Annotated in this window: 14 protein-coding genes and 1 tRNA gene; 4 read left to right on the top strand and 11 right to left on the bottom strand. The window is 63.1% G+C overall.

Features of this window, described 5'->3' with window-relative positions; genetic code table 11:
- Positions 1 to 218: 218 nt before the first annotated feature.
- The 3 genes from AC1DXO_RS15220 to AC1DXO_RS15210 all read right to left on the bottom strand — a co-directional run bounded on the left by AC1DXO_RS15220 (position 219) and on the right by AC1DXO_RS15210 (position 2622).
- Positions 219 to 304: transfer RNA gene (locus AC1DXO_RS15220), tRNA-Leu, on the bottom strand.
- 50 nt (positions 305 to 354) lie between these two features.
- A complete protein-coding gene (locus AC1DXO_RS15215; RefSeq protein WP_476979019.1) occupies positions 355 to 1824 on the bottom strand; it encodes a M20/M25/M40 family metallo-hydrolase in 1470 nt (489 codons plus the stop codon).
- A 9-nt stretch (positions 1825 to 1833) separates the two neighbouring features.
- On the bottom strand, positions 1834 to 2622 hold the full coding sequence (locus AC1DXO_RS15210) for a competence/damage-inducible protein A (protein WP_476979018.1): 789 nt from the start codon (positions 2620 to 2622) through the stop codon (positions 1834 to 1836).
- A gap of 14 nt (positions 2623 to 2636) precedes the next feature.
- Here AC1DXO_RS15210 and sfsA point away from each other — a divergent pair, with 14 nt between their 5' ends.
- Positions 2637 to 3347 carry a DNA/RNA nuclease SfsA gene (sfsA, locus tag AC1DXO_RS15205; RefSeq protein WP_476979017.1) on the top strand — a complete coding sequence of 237 codons (711 nt, stop codon included), beginning with the start codon at positions 2637 to 2639 and terminating at the stop codon, positions 3345 to 3347.
- A 117-nt stretch (positions 3348 to 3464) separates the two neighbouring features.
- Here the strand turns inward: sfsA and AC1DXO_RS15200 are convergent, their stop codons facing one another.
- Together AC1DXO_RS15200 and AC1DXO_RS15195 are read right to left on the bottom strand one after the other, a co-directional pair.
- A complete protein-coding gene (locus AC1DXO_RS15200; protein WP_476979016.1) occupies positions 3465 to 5102 on the bottom strand; it encodes a phosphatidylglycerol lysyltransferase domain-containing protein in 1638 nt (545 codons plus the stop codon).
- A 68-nt stretch (positions 5103 to 5170) separates the two neighbouring features.
- On the bottom strand, positions 5171 to 5761 hold the full coding sequence (locus AC1DXO_RS15195; protein WP_476979015.1) for an SPOR domain-containing protein: 591 nt from the start codon (positions 5759 to 5761) through the stop codon (positions 5171 to 5173).
- Positions 5762 to 5916: 155 nt separating this feature from the next.
- On the opposite strand from AC1DXO_RS15195, the gene panC reads away from it, so the two are divergent.
- A complete protein-coding gene (gene panC, locus AC1DXO_RS15190; protein ID WP_476979014.1) occupies positions 5917 to 6780 on the top strand; it encodes a pantoate--beta-alanine ligase in 864 nt (287 codons plus the stop codon).
- Position 6781: 1 nt separating this feature from the next.
- On the opposite strand, the gene AC1DXO_RS15185 is transcribed toward panC, so the two are convergent.
- Positions 6782 to 7186 (bottom strand): DUF1489 family protein, encoded by a 405-nt coding sequence (locus AC1DXO_RS15185; RefSeq protein WP_476979013.1) that lies wholly within the window; start codon positions 7184 to 7186, stop codon positions 6782 to 6784.
- A gap of 192 nt (positions 7187 to 7378) precedes the next feature.
- On the opposite strand from AC1DXO_RS15185, the gene AC1DXO_RS15180 reads away from it, so the two are divergent.
- Entirely contained in the window at positions 7379 to 9232 is a 1854-nt protein-coding gene (locus AC1DXO_RS15180) for a patatin-like phospholipase family protein (RefSeq protein ID WP_476979012.1), read from the top strand.
- On the opposite strand, the gene AC1DXO_RS15175 is transcribed toward AC1DXO_RS15180, so the two are convergent.
- Both AC1DXO_RS15175 and mgtE read right to left on the bottom strand, forming a co-directional pair.
- Positions 9216 to 11738, bottom strand: coding sequence for a lysozyme (locus AC1DXO_RS15175; protein WP_476979011.1), 2523 nt, complete (start codon positions 11736 to 11738; stop codon positions 9216 to 9218). The two genes, AC1DXO_RS15180 and AC1DXO_RS15175, sit on opposite strands and share 17 nt — an antisense overlap.
- A gap of 118 nt (positions 11739 to 11856) precedes the next feature.
- Positions 11857 to 13299 (bottom strand): magnesium transporter, encoded by a 1443-nt coding sequence (gene mgtE, locus AC1DXO_RS15170; protein WP_476979210.1) that lies wholly within the window; start codon positions 13297 to 13299, stop codon positions 11857 to 11859.
- 330 nt (positions 13300 to 13629) lie between these two features.
- On the opposite strand from mgtE, the gene AC1DXO_RS15165 reads away from it, so the two are divergent.
- Entirely contained in the window at positions 13630 to 13953 is a 324-nt protein-coding gene (locus tag AC1DXO_RS15165) for an Arm DNA-binding domain-containing protein (RefSeq protein WP_476979010.1), read from the top strand.
- An 85-nt stretch (positions 13954 to 14038) separates the two neighbouring features.
- Here the strand turns inward: AC1DXO_RS15165 and AC1DXO_RS15160 are convergent, their stop codons facing one another.
- The 3 genes from AC1DXO_RS15160 to AC1DXO_RS15150 form a co-directional block, all read right to left on the bottom strand.
- Entirely contained in the window at positions 14039 to 14446 is a 408-nt protein-coding gene (locus AC1DXO_RS15160) for an IS110 family transposase (RefSeq protein WP_476979209.1), read from the bottom strand.
- A gap of 331 nt (positions 14447 to 14777) precedes the next feature.
- Entirely contained in the window at positions 14778 to 16208 is a 1431-nt protein-coding gene (locus tag AC1DXO_RS15155) for a methyltransferase domain-containing protein (RefSeq protein WP_476979009.1), read from the bottom strand.
- 24 nt (positions 16209 to 16232) lie between these two features.
- Positions 16233 to 17570 (bottom strand): hypothetical protein, encoded by a 1338-nt coding sequence (locus AC1DXO_RS15150; RefSeq protein WP_476979008.1) that lies wholly within the window; start codon positions 17568 to 17570, stop codon positions 16233 to 16235.
- Positions 17571 to 17574: the final 4 nt, after the last annotated feature.

The following is a 17574-nucleotide window of genomic DNA, read 5'->3' as shown; positions in this document are numbered from 1 at the left end:
ACCGTCGGACCTCTTTTAGCAATAGTTTGCGAATAGGCATAGACATCCTGGCGATCGTCTACGGAAACTGATCTTACAGGCAATTGCGGAGGGCGTCGTTGGCCACCAGCAAAATTTCGTGGACAGCTTATCAATTGCCTAAACTTAGAAGATGCCTGCAATCCCATTGCAATCTTCCGCGAACTCTGTCGCGTTACGGGTCCAGGGTGCTTGCACCCTGGTGCGGGCGGCCGGACTCGAACCGGCATGGGATTGCTCCCGACGGATTTTAAGTCCGTAGCGTCTACCATTTCGCCACGCCCGCAGTTCAGGTAGAGCCCGCTTCTGCCTGAATCGGCGGGCGACGTCAAACCCCTACCCTGCCGGCTTGATCTCCGGACGCTTGAATGTGATGTCCGTGCCGGCAATCATCCACAGGCTGGCCGTCCAGGCAGCCACGATCTGGTTGAGGTCGTCGGGCCTGATGCGTTCCAGCACGTCGTCCGGCGTATGGTGGATGTTGAAGTAGTCGTAGCCGTCCTGTTTCAGGGTCAGGCACGGCACGCCCAGATTATACAGCACGTCAGTGTCGGAATCACCCTCCGTCGCCGGCTCTCTTTCGACATAGATGGCCAGGGGCTGCAGCAGAGCGGCCATATTGGTGCGATAGGTCGCGTCATCGGTCGGCGCCAGGCTGGCGCTGAGGACGCGGCCGGCGCCAAAATCGGCCTCCAGGGCGGCGACCATCTTCGGCGCCTCGTCCTTGTGCATCAGGGCATAGTTGCCACCGCCCGTGGTGAAGCCCTCAGGCTGCGACATCTCCTCCGAGCCCCACAGGACCAGGCGGATCGTGCGTTTCGGGCGCGGGCCGTGGTCGAGTATGGTCTTGGCTGCGCCCAGCGCAATCGCCATGCCGACGCCGTCGTCGATCGCGCCCGTGCCGAGGTCCCAGCTGTCGAGGTGGCCGCCGATGACGACAACCTCTTCCGGGTGCTCCGAGCCTTTGATTTCGGCCACGACATTGACCGAGGTGCCGACGCCCGGGAAGCTGGCGCCCGAGACGATCTTCAGACGGACAGGGCCCGCCTCACCCTTGGCTTGCAGGGTCTTGATGCGCGACAACTGGGCCGCGTCGGGTGACGAGATCGCCATGGCCGGAATGCCCTTGCCGTCGCTCCACCCCGTGGCGCCGGCGTGCGGGAAGCGATGGTCATCGGTGCTGAGTGAGCGCAGGACGAAGCCGACGGCGCCGCGCTTTTGTGCCTGGGCAGGACCGGCCCAGCGGATGGCGCCCGACATGGCGCCGTAGCCGCCACCGGTCGATGACCGCGGCATGGGTTGCAGGATGACGACGATCTTGCCCGTCACGTCGGCCTTGGAATCGAGGAAGGTCTGCCAACTGTCGAACAGGGCGGCTTCGGCCTCGACCTCGCCGGCCGTCGAACCGCCGAGTGCGACACCATTCAGCTTTTGTGGAAACTGTCCGGTGATCTCGATCGAGTCCGCCTTGCCGCGCAGCCACGGATGATAGGGAAAGGTTTCAACCACGGCCGTGTCGAAGCCCATTTTCTTCAGTTGCTCGGCGGCCCAGGCACCGGCCGCCTTTTCCTTATCGCTGCCGGCCGGGCGAGCGCCGAAACGCGTCGTCAGGTCGGAAGTAAACTGGTAGGCGACATTGCCGGCCAGGGCCGCGTCGCGCAGGGCGGCGGCCTGGTCGAGCGGCGCCAGGACAGGCGCGACAACCGCCGGCGCAGGTGCCGGCTTTTTCGGCTTGGCCTCGGCGAAGGGCGCGATGACAAGGGCGAGGCCGGCCGAAGCCAGGGCGGAGACGTGGAACAGTTTCATGGGAAATCCTTAGGCGCTGACGTCTTCGAGACTGGCGAGTGAATTACGCTGCCGGGCCTCTTCGACGATGGGTTCTAGCCGCGCCATCAACTCGGAAGTGGCAGTATTGAGGCTGGTTTCGTCCTGGCCACGCACGACCAGATGGGTGCCGAATTCGCCGGGCACCATGCCATAGGGGTAGCTGCCCAGCGACAGTTCCGGAAAACGCGTATCAAGATCGCGCAGCACATCGGCGGCCCAGCTTTCGCCGACATAGGTCAGTTTCAGGGTACGCGACAGGACGCGACGGCCAGTACGCAGGCGTGGCGCGACGTCGTCCAGCATGGCGGTCATGATCTTGGGCACGCCGGCCATGACGAAGACATTGCCGATCTGGAAACCGGGCGCGGCCGAGACGGGGTTTTTGATCAGCTCGGCGCCATGCGGAATGCGCGCCATGCGGCGGCTGTTGTCGTTCAGCTCCCAGCCCATCTTCAGCGCACGATCGGTTAGCATCTTCAGGGCGGCGGGGTGCTCGCTAATCTGGACGCCGAAGGCCTTGGCGATACAGTCGGCGGTAATGTCGTCGTGGGTCGGGCCGATGCCACCGGTGGTGAAAACATAGTCGTACAGGTCGCGGACCGCGTTGACGGCGGCGATGATCTGGTCCTCGATATCGTGGACCATGCGGACCTCCATCAGGTCGACGCCCAGGGCCGCGAGGAATTTGGCGATTGTGTTGACATTGGTGTCGATGGTACGCCCGGACAGGATCTCATCGCCTATGATGATTATGGCGGCGGTCGGATTGGCAGTCATCTTGGGAACTTCCGGTGGATCATCTTATCAGTTTCGACGGGCTTATCAAAGGCCGTTTGCAAGTGCGATACAAGCGATTCTTTGCCGATATCGAACTGGATACCTTTGAGACGATTACAGCACACTGCCCCAATCCGGGCAAGATGCTGGGTCTGCTGGAACCGGGTACCGAAGCGCTGGTCAGTCCGGTGGCCGATCCGTCGCGCAAGCTGAAGTACCGTCTGGAGGCGCTGAAGGAACGCGGTTGCTGGGTCGGCGTCAATACGCAATGGCCCAACCGGGTGATCGCGCGGGCCATCGCGGCGGGATTGATTCCGTCGTTGGAAGGATATGGTTCTATAAAGCCGGAAGTAAGGTATGGCCGCAATTCGCGCATTGATCTCATGCTGACCGGGCATGCCATGCGACCCGACGCCTATGTCGAGATCAAGAATGTCCACCTGTCGCGGACGGCGGGGCATGCCGAATTTCCCGACTGTGTCACCGAACGCGGCGCCAAGCATCTGTATGAGCTGATGGATATGGTGCATGAGGGCCATCGCGCCGTGGTGGTCTTTTGTGTGCAAAGGCATGATGTGGCGACCTTCGATATCGCGCGCGATTGCGATCCGGCGTTCGGACGGGCCTATGATGCGGCGCGAGCGGCAGGGGTCGAGGTGCTGGCGGTCGCGTGGGAGTTTTCGGAACAGGGACTGCGGTTTGAGCGGACTCTGGAGGTATTGTGAGAAAGAGCGACGGCGCAGGGTGAAACAACCCCTCCGTCGGCTACGGCGCACGCCACGGGGCGCCCCGCTCCCCGCGAGCGGGGAGCTGGGAGACATACGATTAGGCCCTGAGATGCGCTACGGCGCTGTGCGCTGTTTGGGAGTCTTTCCGCCCAGCGCCACCACCGCCATCAGGCTGGCACCCAGCGCCGTTTCCTGGCCCGACACAGCGACATAGCGCGGCTGCCACTGCGGGTGGAACTTTTCCTTGTAGGCGCGCAGGCCCTCGAAATTGTAGATGTCGCCGCCCAGTTGGTAGATGACCGAGGCCACCTTGTCCCACGCGCTGCTGAGCGGACGGACCTCAAGCCCCGCCAGGGGCGCCAGGCCGAGTGAAAAGGTCGTGTAGCCGCTGTCGCGGGCATAGGCGATCAGGCGCAGGAACAGGTATTCCATGATGCTTTGCGGCGACTTCGGATCGTAGCGCATCAGGTCTATGCTAAGGGTCGAACGGTCGCAGGTCGGCCACAGATTGGCAAAGGCCAGGATATCGCCGTTCAACCGGATCACAGCGACCGGCGTAGCACGGATATAGTCGGGCTGGAAGCTGCCCAGCGAATAGCGCTTTTCACGCGCCCCCTTGGCGGTCAGCCAGGCGTCGGATACGGCTTTCAGGTTTGCCATCTCGGCGTCGATCGCCTCGCCCTCCAGGACCTCGAACGTCGCCCCCAGGGTGTCGAAGCGCTTCAGGGTCTGCCGAAAGCCGTAGCCCTTCTTGCCGGCCAGTTCGAAGCCCGCAACCTCGACCAAGGCCTCCTCGCCGATTTTGAACGGGCGCAGGCCCAGGTCGATCATCAGGGGCAGCCGGTGCGGACCGAACTCGTAGAAGCTGAGGCGCGCATTGGCCAGGGCCGCCATCTCGCGCAGGCGCCAGCACAGGGCCGGCGCGTCGGCAGCGGCGCCGATCGGTTCGCCCATCACCACCCACTGGTTGCCCGAAATGCCATACATAAGGAAGGCCGTGCGGTCGTCATTCCACAGGATGTGCTTGTCGCGCAGCAGGGCCAGCCAGGCATGCGGCTGAGGCGCGCTGACGACCACGGCCTCAAGATCTCGGGCGTCGCTTTCGTCCGGCATGGCTGGTGGACGGCGGGCTATGCCGAACAGGCGGTAGAGCGTGAATACCATCAGGGTGAAGCCGATCACCACGATAGCGCGCAGGAACCGCGCCGCGGCGGCGTGGTAGGAGAAGTCGACCCACAGGTCGTGGGCATAGGGCACGTGCATGTAAACATAGAAGCCGCCCCAGACGACCAGGCCGAGCGTGGTCATGACGCTGCCGGCCCACCATGGATTGATGTCCATCGCCAGCAGGCTGGAACGGCGGTTGAAGGCCGGTTTGCACGGCGCCAGCAACAGCGCCCCCATACCGAGGAGCACGGCATTGATTAGGGCCAGTTCACGCGTCAGGGACAGGATGGCGCCGACAACGAACAGCGCGATGGCGGCGTACCAGGCGGCTTCGATCCGCGCCCACAGACCGCGTGCCACAAAGATCATCAGGACCGCAATGACGGTGCCGGCGACGTGGGAGATTTCGACCAGGCCCAGCGGTAGCCAGCGCTCGACAAAGGGCATGGCGGCCGGGTCGATCGGCGTGATGATGGATAGCAGCAGGGCGACACCGGCAGCGAACAGTATGGCCGCGAAGCCGGCAGGAATGGCCCGGGTCACGGCGTCGAAAAGGATGCGGCGAGCGCTTAACCGGCGAGTCATGGGGCGTTTATAGCGCAGATCGCACTTTCCGCGACAGACTTCTCAACCGTGTGGAGGTTGTTTTATCTTTACGACGCGCGGGCGCACCAGGCGTCGTGGATATTGAGCTGGTTGCACAACCGTTCGGCCTGGCCGGGCTGGGTGACTGGCCCCACCTTCAGGCGCACCATCGACTTGCCTGAGGCCAGGGTGACCGACTGGTAGCTGGGCCGGAACTGTTCGACACCGGGGTATTTGGCCTGAAGCGTACGCCAGGCATTCTGGGCCGAGGCCAGGCTGCCGAATGATCCGACCTGTATGGTCTTTCCGGCGGCCGCAACTGTGACCGGTTTGATGTCGACGGGTTTTGCTTCCGTGACCACAGAACGTGGCGTCACCTCGGTCCGCAGTTGCGGCGCCGTGCCGGCTTCGGGCTTGACGTCCAATTCCGGTTCAGAAGCAGGCGGCAACTGCAACGGATCGACAACGGCGATCTGCACCTTGTCGGCACCGTCTTTCGACGGCTTCTTCAGCAGTCCGCCCTCCCCCACGGCCAGATCTTCAGCGGTTCGAACGACCAGCTCGACGTCTTTCTTGTCGAGCTTCTTGTGGCTGTCCGAAGACGGCTGGCCACTGTCATCGACCTCGATCGCCTTGATTTGTGCGAAGGTCTTTCCCAAATTCTGATTATCGCAGGCGCTAAGTCCCGACGCGGCGAGGAGTGCGGCGCACAAAAATACGGCTTTACGAGATGTGTCTGGATGGGTCATAAGCCGAATTATGTGCCTAGCCGTTTAATTCATGGTTAGGGACTATGGTTAATTTGGAAACCGTGATGCCGGACAGCGCTTTTCCCGTCGACAATCTGACCCGCGTCACCACGGTCCCGGACTTGCGTGCCACCGTCGCAACCTTACGGCAAGATGGCGCCCGGATCGCCTTTGTGCCGACCATGGGTGCGTTGCACGAAGGTCATCTCACCCTAGTCCGCCAGGCCCGCGCCCTGGCCGACAAGGTCGTCGTGTCGATCTTCGTCAATCCATTGCAATTCGCTCCGACCGAGGATCTCGACCGCTATCCGCGTAACGAGGCCGGTGATCTGGCCCTGCTGCATAGTGTCGGCTGCGACGTCGTCTATCTGCCGACGGTCGATGCGCTGTATCCTCAGGGCTTTGTCAGCCGGGTCGAGATGAAGGGCCCGGCGCTCGGACTGGAAAGCGATTTCCGCCCGCAGTTCTTTTCCGGTGTCGCGACCGTGGTGATGAAGCTGTTCAACCAGGTGCGCCCGGACATTGCCGTGTTCGGCGAAAAGGACTTCCAGCAACTGGCCGTTATCCGCGCCATGGTGCGCGACTTCGATATGCCTATCGAGATCATCCCCGGTGCGACCGTTCGCGAAGCCGACGGCCTGGCCCTGTCGTCGCGTAACGCCTATCTCAGCCAAGAAGAGCGCTCGATCGCACCCTTGCTGCACCAGGCACTGCAAACCGTTCGGACAGCGGTCCTGGCCGGCGACGCGCCTGACGCGGCAATCGCCCAGGCGCAGACTGGATTGCTGGCGGCGGGTTTTCGTAGTGTCGACTATATCGCCCTGCGCGATGCCGAAACCCTGGGGGACGTGACGCCCGGGCGTCCACAGCGCCTGCTGGCCGCGCTATGGCTGGGCAAGACCCGGCTGATCGACAATATAGCGGTTTAGATTACCAAACGCCGGCTTCCTTGAGGGCGCGCGCCAGTTCGGGCGTCAGGTCGCCGTGCGCCGAATCGGCGATATCGCGCGGCGCGTCGGCCGGCTTCAGATAGCGCCAGCCCTGGAACGGGCGGCGTGGCTGGGCTTCGGTCAGGATATTCTGCGACTTCATGCCGATCAGCCAGTGATCGGCCTTTTCGTCGAAATCGAACGACACGATCTCACGGCGGCAGAGAATCACCCCCTTCACCACCCAATAGAGCGAACCGCCATTGATCAATTCTTCCCAGCGCGTCGGGCGGTGGCGGGTGTGGATATAGGATATCTCGTCAAAGCCGCGCTCGCGCTGCCAGCGCAGCATGTCTTCCAGGCTCTCGGCGCCCACCGCCAGCTTCATGATATGAATATCGCCCACAGGTACTTTCCAATCCAAGCACGTCCCGACAAAGTGGCCGCCACTTTTCGGATAAGACGTGCGACAAGATAAAAAACCAAGAGCGTTGAGACGATTTATCGTTGAACGCTCTTGGTAAATGCGACTTAAATCTTTAGAAGCAATTCAGGCGCATTCCTATAAGAAAACAGGGAAACGCCTCAGGTAACGCGTATGGCCAAAGACATGTCCACAGCCGCTCCCACACTTCAGGAAGCCCTTGAAAACCTGTTCGGTACGACGCTTGGGCAAAGCGCCAGCCTGATCTCCCTGCCGGGCGGATCACGGCTGTTCAGCGCCGGTGACGAATCCGACCATCTTTATCTGTTGCGCTCAGGCCGGCTTGGCGCCTTCCGTCACGACGAGGATCAGGACGAACTGAGCCTGATCGGTATTATCCGGCCGGGCGAGCCGGTGGGCGAGATGTCACTGATTGCCGGTACCCATCACAGCCATACCGTCATGGCACTACGTGACTCCGACTTGCTGGCCATGCCACGCGACGCCTTTCTCGCCGCCATGGATTCGCGGCCCGAACTGCTGATGGCCCTGTCGCGCAAGATGATGGAACGCGCCCGCCATAACGCCCCGGCCGTGACGCCCAATGTCTTTGCCTTTCACGCCATCTGCGACAAGCCGATCCGGCCAATGGTCGAGCGTGTCGCGGTCCAGATCCGCGCGCTTGGCTACAGGGCGGCCGTGCTGGACAAGACGTTTCACGGCACCAATCCGGACGCGTTTTCGAACATCGAAAGTGAAAACGACTACGTCCTGCATGTTGCCGAGCGCCACGAAAGCCACTGGCGCCTGCTCAGTTCACGTCAGGTCGATCATGTCTTCCTGGTCGCCGACGCGGAAAACCCGCCGAATCTGGTTGAGACCGAGGGCGAAAAGTCGCTGCTGCACCGTGCGCCCGACCTGATCCTGGCCTATCCGACAAAGGTTCGGCTGGCCCACACGCCCGGCCGCACACGCGCCTGGCTGGACGCCCTGTCGCCGACACGGTGGTTTCATATCCATGACGACGACATCTCCGACGTCGCGCGACTGGCCCGAATCGTCACGGGCCACAGCGTCGGTGTTGTCTTTTCCGGCGGTGGGGCGCGCGCCTTTTCGCAGATCGGCGCCGTCCAGGCCCTGCGTGAGGCGCATATACCCGTCGACTTCGTGTGCGGCTCGTCCATGGGCGCCATACTGTCGGCCAGCCTGGCGCTGCAATGGGATGACGCCGAGATCGAAACACGTATTCGCGACGCCTTCGTCACCTCGTCGCCACTCGATGACATTACCTTCCCGTTCATTGCCATGACCGCTGGACGCAAGGTCGATGCCCGGCTGGAAAAACATTTCGGCGATGTGATGATCGAGGATATGCCCCTGCCCTATTTCTGCCTGTCGTCGAACCTGACGACCGGCGTATTGAAGGTTCACAAGACAGGGATGCTGCGCAAGGCGTTGCGGGCGTCGATTTCCCTGCCCGGCGTCATGCCGCCGGTCATCGAGGACGGCGAGGTCCTGGTCGACGGCGCGGTGATGCGCTCCTTCCCGGCGACGATGATGCGCAATATGCACCTGGGAACGGTGATTGGGGTTGACGTGACACGGGCGCGCGGACTGGACCCCAAGGCGCTGAGCGTACCGAAAAGCCTGCTGTCGTGGATCGCGCGCGGTGACTGGCGGCGGGGACCGCCCATTGTCTCGGTGATGATGCGCTCGGCGACCATTACCACGGCCGCCGATCTGGCCCAGTCACGCGCCGCGACGGATCTGCTGATCATTCCTGAGCCGGCCGGGGTCGAAATCCGTGACTGGAAGGCCTATGATAAGGCTGTGGAGAACGGTTACCAGACGACCGTGGCGACCCTGGCGCAGCTCGATTCCCCGGTCACGACCTTACGAAAGCTGGGGCGAAGCGTTCATCCCAATATCCCGGCCTTTACACCGGATGACAGCTATTTCGAGCTGGCGTCAGCGCCACCCGAGCGCCAGTCCCCCCTACGCCAGTCAGACGTCAGGACTCATCCCTGAGGCCGCCCAGGCGCTTCATGATCAGCCAGACAGAGACCGATACGAAGAAGATGCCGAGCGCCGCCATGACGATGGACAGGGTCGTGTAGTCGGGCGCGAAGCCGTTGCGCACAACGGTCATGTCCTTGGTCGCCTTCCACCAGGCCGCCGTCGCGACGCCCAGGCAGGCCAGGCCCATGCCGGAGATGAATATCCACCACAGGGTCGAGATGATCATCTTGCCCCAGCTGGCGCCTTCCTCGTGCATTTCTTCGGATGACAGGGCGATGCGGTCGCCGTCCATGGTCCATGGCTCGTTGTCGTCGTCATAGACCTGGTCGTAACGCGATGCGCGGGACGCCTGGATGAGGCTGGCCTGTTCGGGCTGCTCGGTTTCCGGCGTCTTGTAGCCTTCGGGAAGAGGGCGCTGCAGTTGCTCGCGCCAGTTTTGTTCGGGCTTGGCCAGGTTTTGGGCCTGAGGCGCGGACTCGGCCGCCGGCTGCGCACGCTCGAAAATCGCCGCCGTCGAGGGCGCCGACAGATCGACAGGCGCCGGACGCGGGACCTCGACGACTTCGGGTTCCGCTGCGGGGGCCGGTACCAGCGTTGGCCGGCTCGGCGACTGGGCATAGGGATTGATAGCCGTGATCACGGGCGCCGGCATGGCAAAGGCCGAAACACCGAACGGCGCCATGATCGGACCTTCGTCTTCGTCGTCCTCAGTTTCAGGCTCAGACTGCTGGACTGGCGGTTTCGCCGGCTCGGCGTGGCTGGAAATATCGATCGGCGACGACTGCGCCGAAGACGGTGCAATGACGCTGTGGTTGCTGAATTCCTCGACGGCCGCAGGTGCGGCGGGCTTGGCCACCGGCGCCGCCAAAGGACTGGCCAGGGGTTTGCCCAGCGAACCGCCGCCGTACGGCGAATAGAGACGCATCAGGGCCGCGGCGGCCTCGGCCTTGCGGATCTTCTCGGCTTCTTCGCTGGTGGCCTGCGGAACGACCGGCGCGGCGGCGGCTCGTGCCTGTTCGGCGCGTTGGCGTTCTGCGGCCTGGGCAGCAGCCTCGGCGGCGGCCAGGCGTTCGCGTTCGGCGGCGGCCGCAGCTTCGCGTTCGCGCTCGATTCGCGCCTGCTCCTGACGCTCGTACTCACGGCGCGATTCCTCGGCGGCCAGGCGCTGACGTTCAGCGTCTTGGGCGGCGGCTTGGGCGGCGGCTTGGGCAGCCTCAGCGGCCGCCCGTTGTTCCTGCTCTATCCGGGTCTGCTCAAGACGTGTCTGCTCAAGACGGGCAGCGTCGGCAGCGGCGGCGGCGCGCTGGCGTTCGGCATCTTCGGCAGCCAGGCGCTCCTGTTCCAGACGGGCCTGCTCGAGGCGTTGCTGTTCGAGGCGCGCCTGTTCAGCGGCAACAAGCCTCTGCTGTTCCTGGAGACGCGCTTCTTCCTGCAGGCGCGCCTCTTCGCGCAGGCGGGCTTCCTCGGCGGCGCGGGCAGCCGCCAGGACCTGGCTCTGGCGCAGGGCATCGTCGCGTAGACGTTGTTCTTCCTGGGCACGGGCCAGGGCGGCCTGGACCTCGGCGCTCATCTGCGGCGCAGGCTCGTCGCTGACACGGTCCTGACCCGCAAAAGCAGGGGCCGCCGGTTCGGCCGGCGATTCGCGCATCGCCGAAGAGACAACCATACCGTCGGGCAGGGCTTCGACTATATGCTCGACTGGGCGCTCGGGGGCAACAGGCGCAGTGAAAGTGGGGGTTGGGGCGGGACGCTCGACGACAGGTTCGACGGGCGCAGCGTAAGGCGACGCCACCGGTGCCGCGATCGGCGTCGGCGCCGGCTGGGCAAAGGTCGCCGGTGCCGGTTGCGAATAGGGTGAGTAGAATTGCGCCGGATTTGGCGTCGGGGCAGGAGCCGGGGCAGGCTCAGGCGCCGGTCGCGCGGGTTCCGACGCACCGACGGGATAGGCCGACAGGATGCCGCCACGATCCGGCGAATCGAGTTCGGACGGACGCATGGGTGCGGCGCCCGGGGCATCTTCGACCGGACGGACCAGCAGGGTCGGCGCATTGCCGGCGGATTCTTCCGGCGTCAGGAACAGGTTCTTTTCGGCGGCGCGGCGGCGGATCAGCGGCGCGAGGACGTAGGTCTGGCCGTTGAACTCCGCTGAACGCCACGCGTCCATAGCCAGGGCGGCCTCGGTCATGCGGCCTTCGTTAATGCGCTTCAGCACCGTCGAGGCGCCGAAATTCTCGACGCCAATATTGAAGCAGAACGAAACCAGGGCGTCGAACTGGTTCTGGTTCAGCGGAACCAGGACCATGTTGTTCAGTGTATCGACGATCGGCAGGAGGTCGAAACGCAGCAGTGCGTCGGCATCTTCCTGAGTGACCCGGGCGCCCTCACGCGCCGAAAAGGTATGACCATACCCGAGTGTCCACCGGCCGTCCGGCAGGCGGGCCGCGGTCGATCGCAAGCCTTCAAAACTCTTGATCAGCTCGACCCCGGCGCGGGAAACCTTTTGACGCGCTCTCATCCCTAATCCTGACCCCAAACTAGCCTTATGGCGGGTAAACTTGACCCACCCCCGACCCAAAACGAGACGTTTTGAGCCTGTACGCCCCATACTTAGCAAACCACAGACCGTTTAAGAATTACAACAGGATTATAGCCGCTAAACCCAGGAAACTGAAAAAACCGAAGAAATCGGTCACCAGGGTCACGAAGATGGGCGAGGCGCTGGCGGGGTCCATACCCAGTTTCGACGCCGTCAGCGGGATCAAGGTGCCGGCCAGGGCCGCCATGGTGAAATTGATCAGGATGGCGGCGGCGATCACGCCGGCCAGCCGGATATCGTGCCAGAAAATGAGGGTCACGGCGGCCAGCCCCAGGGCGACACACGCGCCGACCAGCCAGCCGGAACAGATTTCGCGCCACAATGTGCGCATGGCATTGGCCGCGGTCAGCTCGCGCGCGGCCAGGGCCCGCACCGACACGGTCAGGGCCTGGGTGCCGAGATTGCCGCCGATGGAAGCCACGACCGGCATCAGGCTGGCCAGGGCCACCATCTTGATAATCTGGTCCTGGAAGACCGAAATGACAGTGACCGAGGCGAAGGCCGTCAGCAGGTTGATCAGCAGCCACGGCAGGCGCGACTTGACCATGCCGACAATGTCGGTGTCACGGCCTTCGACGTCGGAGACCCCGGCCAGGGCCAGGATGTCTTCGCGGTGTTCGGCCTGGATGATGTTGACGATGTCGTCGACCGTGATCTGGCCGACCAGACGACCCGAGGTGTCGATGACCGGCGCCGATATCAGGTGGTATTTCTCGAAAATATAGGCGACCTCTTCCTGGTCCTGGTCGACCTTGATCTCGGTGATCGGCTCCATCAGACTCTGCAGCTGTGCGTCGCGCCGGGCGCGCAGCAGAAGCGACACCGGCACGGCGCCGACAGGCCTGTGGCTTGGGTCGATGACGTAGATGTCGAAAAACAGTTCCGGCAGGTCGTCGCCGTTTTCCCGCATATGGTCGATGGTGTGACCGACATTCCAGAAGCTGGGCGCAGCCATGACCTCGCGCTGCATCAGGCGGCCGGCGGTTTCCTCTTCGTAGCCCATGAAGGTGACGATGGCGTCGCGCTCGGCCTGCGGCATGGCGGCCAGGACGGCCTTCTGCTGGTCTTCCTCCAGGTCCTCGAAGACAGCGGCGGCGTCGTCGGAATCGAGCTCCTGCAGGACCTCGGCCAGGTCGTTGGTATGGAGGGTGTCGATGACCTCTTCGCGGATGTCGTCGTCCAGTTCCGGCAGGATCTCGGCCAGGGCATCGGCGGGGATCCAGGGGATGACCTCTTCGCGATAGTCCTCCGACAGAAAGCCCAGCAGGTCGGCGATATCGGCCGGATGCAGGGCGTCCAGCAGTTCACGCAGGCGCATACCGTCACCACGATCGGCAGCGTCGATGACCAGCGAGATATATTGTGGATTAAGGGCGTAATCGTCCTTGAGGGCGAAGTCTTCGATCTGTTCGGGGGTGATCAGTTCGGGATCAGCCTCAGCCTCGCGCTTTTCGCGCGCCGTCTGTTCACGAGGCTTGATGATGACTTCGGGATCAATATCGGGCTTTTGCGGGGTTTCGGTTGTCTGGCTCACGGTAAAAGCCTCCCCTTCAACGCTCTATAGCGTAATCCCTCATCTGTTCACCCATCTCCGGAGGCCTGTACCTTCAAACTATAGCGCCGAGTGGCCTGCCACCCGAAGCTTTGAGCTGAGGGTGGTGCGGTCGAGAGGCACCGTACCGGGCGTCTCCCCTAGCTCATGCTTTCTCATAGGTCAACAGGGGCAACGATACTATATATAAGAGGTACTCGTACATTCTCATTACACCTCGCCCCTTCTCAGTGTAAAAGGTGGACTGAGAGGTGGACTATGAGGTATAATGTCCTCAATCAGATGACGGCCAAGAACCTGGACGCGGGAAAGTATGCGGACGGTCAGGGGCTGTGGCTCGTGAAGCGCGAAAAGCAGTTTGGCAAGTGGGTGTTCCGATTCGCGCTGTACGGTAAGCGTAAAGAGATGGGCCTTGGCCCTTGGCCGGATGTGTCGATCTCGGAAGCCCGTACCAGTGCCGCCGAAGCGAGGAAGCTCCTTCGGGCCGGACACAACCCCATTCAGACGCGTTTGAAGGAAAAGCGACGCCAGGCGCCCCTAACGGTTAATGAAGCCGTGCAGGGATGTTTTGACGTACCGTAGCTGGTGATTGCTGTCGTCGTCGCCGTGCCAGCCCCGGACAGGCAGGCGGTCAGGGTCTTCGCCGCAAACTGGCCTGATCGGCCGGTTAGGTCGCCGTCTTCAATCCCCCATGGGCATAATACCATGTGTGGACGGCCCGTAGAGTACGTTGCGCGACGACCATATCGCGATGTTTCAGGATCATGGCGTTGGCTTGTTGCTCGACAGTCTTGACCGCGACCGAGGGCATGGTCGGACGCGCCGCAGCCTCACTGATGGCCTCAGCATCGTTGCGGTCATTCTTCGCACGCTTGACGAAGGGTTTGATGTACTGCGGCGGGATCAGGCGGACGCTATGCCCAAATTGACGAAGCACGCGGGCCCAATGATGCGAACCGCCGCATGCCTCCAGTACGACCTCGGTCGCCGCCTGTTTGCCGAAGAAGTCCTCGAATTGAGTTCGCGCCGGAGTACTGGGTTGGTCGCCTCGCCTGCCATGGCGGACACAGCCCAGACGCCTGATGTCACTTGCGTCGACCTGTATGCCACGGCGACCCAGGTGAATTCGCTGGCGAAGCCATACTCATCTCACACCGGCAACCTTGCTGGCGCAATGCGTTTCGGCCAGCGGATTGCCATTTGTTCTGATTGCACCGTCGGATGGCATTACAGTCGCCTTGGCCTCAGATACGACCAGTATCTCGACTATCACCGTCGAAAATGCGGCGGGTGAGAGAACGACGGCCAAAGTGACCATCAACCGCAGCCAATAAACATTATGGAAAATGCAACGACAGGAACGGCGGGGATCGGCGTCCAGACAAGATCCTTGGCAGCAAGTTCGATCATCGCACCCGCAGCTTCAGGAAGGCCGCGCGTATGACAAGGGCCATTGCTGCGTCGAACGACGTCTGCTGCGCGAATTCGGTCTGGGCCCAATGCGCGCGCAGATCGTCCAGCGTCCGCGTGCCGTCCAACATCCTGATAAAGGCCGCTGGCGCCGGTTCCCGGATCGCCAGGATGTGATGGTCGAGGGTACAGATATGTACCTGTCCGTCTTCCAGCTGCGCCCGCGCCAGCGAACTGGCTTCCGGTCTGGCGGGCTGCGTCACCGCAAATGGCGGCGCCCCGGCATGCAGTTGCACCAGGCCGGCTTCGAACAGGCCGTGCAGGGCGCGCGTCACCTCGTCATCGGCGTCGAGGTCCGCCATCGGCACGCGGTCGGGAAAGGCGCCGATCAGCCGCTCCATGACGGCGATCATGCGCGGATCCGACATTTCATAGATTCCGGATTTGTTCTTGTAGCCGTTCTCGCCCGACCGTGATGCGTTGGAGGACACATACAGCGTGCGGATCAGATCCGGATCAACCTGGCGCAGCGGCCTTTGCGCCGCACGCACGAACAGGCTCTGGCGGAAGAAGCGAACATTACGGTCATCCTGCACCTGGGCGGCCCGGACAACCGCCGGCGTGGACACATCGTCGGCCCCATCAGGCAGGAAGCCGTCGCCCAGCGGTCCTTCGCCCGCATCGCCGAGAAACTGAAGACCATGCGCTTCCGCGGACCTCGCCACGTCCGACAGCGCCTGCGGAAAGAAGCACTCACCCAGTTCATCGTGGAACAGTACGCTCGCCGACTTGGTGCGCATGGTACGCGCTTCGTCGATCAGCGCCTTCTGCGGCGGCCGGTCGTCGTCCGTCCCCTGAGCGATATAGGCATCAAGGAACGCGTGGGCGGCGGCCAGGCGTGCCTGCGGATCTTCCACGCCGGCCACCGCGCGCAGCAGCATGTCACGCAGCGCGATGCGCAGATATCCGCCCGGCAGGGCATTGTAGCTGATATAGGCGACGCCGTTGTCGGCCAGCACCCTGCCGGTCAGGCGCAGGATAGCGTCACGCACCACCTCCGGCACCCAGGCATAGACCCCGTGGCAGATGACATAGTCGAAGGTCTGCGTCAGGTCTTGCGCGGCGTCGAGGATATCGCCCACCTCGACCTGGACATTGGCGAGGCCGGCCTTTTCCACCGCCAGCTTGCCGCGCGCCACAGCCTGGGGCGACAGGTCGAAGCTAAGCACCCGGAGGCGCGGATAGGCTGCGGCAAGGGCGATGGCGTTCATCCCCTCCCCGCCGCCGATTTCCAGTACGCGCGCGGTTGCAATCTCCGGTGGCTTCAGTCCGTGCAGCCTGGCAATCGCCGCCAGCCGGTCCGGATGGGTTTGGCTGAAGATCGATGACGGATAGGCGACGGTGTCATAGGCTGTCGGAGCGGTCATGATGTCCTTTTCGCACAGCTAGGCTTAGCCGAACGGATCCTTGAAAGCGTCGCCAAGCGCGTCCTCGGCGGATGATGCGGCGTCCTGAGCCTCCTGCTTGGCCTCACTGGCGGCATCCTGGGCCTGTTGGGCAGCGTCCTGTGCCTGTTCTTTGGCCGCGTCGGCCGCGTCTTGGGCTTGTTGCTTGGCTTCGCTGGCAGCATCCTGCGCCTGTTCTTTGGCGGCATCGACCGCGTCCTGAGCTTGCTGCTTGGCTTCGCTGGCAGCATCCTGGGCCTGTTCTTTGGCGGCATCGACCGCGTCCTGAGCTTGCTGCTTGGCTTCGCTGGCGGCGTCCTGTGCCTGTTCCTTGGCCGCGTCAACCGCATCTTGAGCCTGCTGCTTAGCCTCGCTGGCGGCATCCTGCGCCTGTTGGGCGGCGTCCTGCGCTTTTTCCTTGGCCGCCTCGACCGCATCTTGCGCTTGTTGCTTGGCATCGTCCACGGCCTGATTGGCCGTATCCTTTGCCTGTTGCACCGCGTCTTGCGCCTTCTCTTTGGCAGCGTCCGCGACCTCTTCGGCCTTGTTCCTGGCATCGTCCACGGCCTGACTGGCCGTATCCTTTGCCTGCTGAACCGCGTCTTGTGCCTTCTGTTTGGCAGCGTCCGCGACCTCTTCGGCCTTGTTCTTGGCATCGTCCACGGCCTGATTGGCCGTATCCTTTGCCTGCTGAACCGCGTCTTGCGCCTTCTGCTTGGCAGAGTCCACGACCTCCTCGGCCTTGTTCTTGGCGTCGTCTACGGCGTGGTTGGCAGTATCTTTTGCCTGCTGGACCGCGTCTTGTGCCTTTTGCTTGGCAGCGTCCGCCACCTCTTCGGCCTTGTTTTTGGCGTCATCCAGGGCCTGGCCGGCGGTGTCCTTTGCCTGTTGCACGACATCCTGGGCCTTTTGTGCGGCGCCTTGCGCGGTGTTTTTGGCGGCTGTCTTGGCCTCGTCCAGCAACGAAGACGGTTTTGGTACGGCGCCCGACGCAGCAGCCTTCGGCGCCGCCTTTGGCTGCCACGGCCGATCAAGGTCGACAGCGGCGGGAGCGTCGCCGCCGGTAAACGGATGTGCCGCGCCAAACCCGGGTGTGTGCTGCGCCTGCACCTTCCCCGAGGCGACCTGGCGCGCGACAATGGCGATGACCTCATGGTCGCTCAGGCGGTGATACAGGGCCTCGGTGGGAACAAGGCGCTCCCGGTCGAGGAAGGCACGCAGACGCTGCATCTGCTCCGGGCTGGCCAGCAACCGGTGCAAAACCTGCTGCACGCTCGACACGCCGCCGGCTGTCAAAACAATCGTGTCGCTCCCAGCTCTAAACTCAGTTCCATGGCGTTGCATGTGC

This window comes from Asticcacaulis sp. P2_C5 (assembly GCF_056404555.1).
This window is presented reverse-complemented; position numbering and strand designations above follow the sequence as displayed.

Coding starts and splice junctions, on each gene's coding strand:
- AC1DXO_RS15215 (WP_476979019.1), bottom strand. CDS start 1,824: ATGAAACTGTTCCACGTCTCCGCCCTGGCTTCGGCCGGCCTCGCCCTT.
- AC1DXO_RS15210 (WP_476979018.1), bottom strand. CDS start 2,622: ATGACTGCCAATCCGACCGCCGCCATAATCATCATAGGCGATGAGATC.
- AC1DXO_RS15200 (WP_476979016.1), bottom strand. CDS start 5,102: ATGACTCGCCGGTTAAGCGCTCGCCGCATCCTTTTCGACGCCGTGACC.
- panC (WP_476979014.1), top strand. CDS start 5,917: ATGCCGGACAGCGCTTTTCCCGTCGACAATCTGACCCGCGTCACCACG.
- AC1DXO_RS15180 (WP_476979012.1), top strand. CDS start 7,379: ATGGCCAAAGACATGTCCACAGCCGCTCCCACACTTCAGGAAGCCCTT.
- AC1DXO_RS15175 (WP_476979011.1), bottom strand. CDS start 11,738: ATGAGAGCGCGTCAAAAGGTTTCCCGCGCCGGGGTCGAGCTGATCAAG.
- AC1DXO_RS15165 (WP_476979010.1), top strand. CDS start 13,630: ATGAGGTATAATGTCCTCAATCAGATGACGGCCAAGAACCTGGACGCG.
- AC1DXO_RS15155 (WP_476979009.1), bottom strand. CDS start 16,208: ATGACCGCTCCGACAGCCTATGACACCGTCGCCTATCCGTCATCGATC.
- AC1DXO_RS15150 (WP_476979008.1), bottom strand. CDS start 17,570: ATGCAACGCCATGGAACTGAGTTTAGAGCTGGGAGCGACACGATTGTT.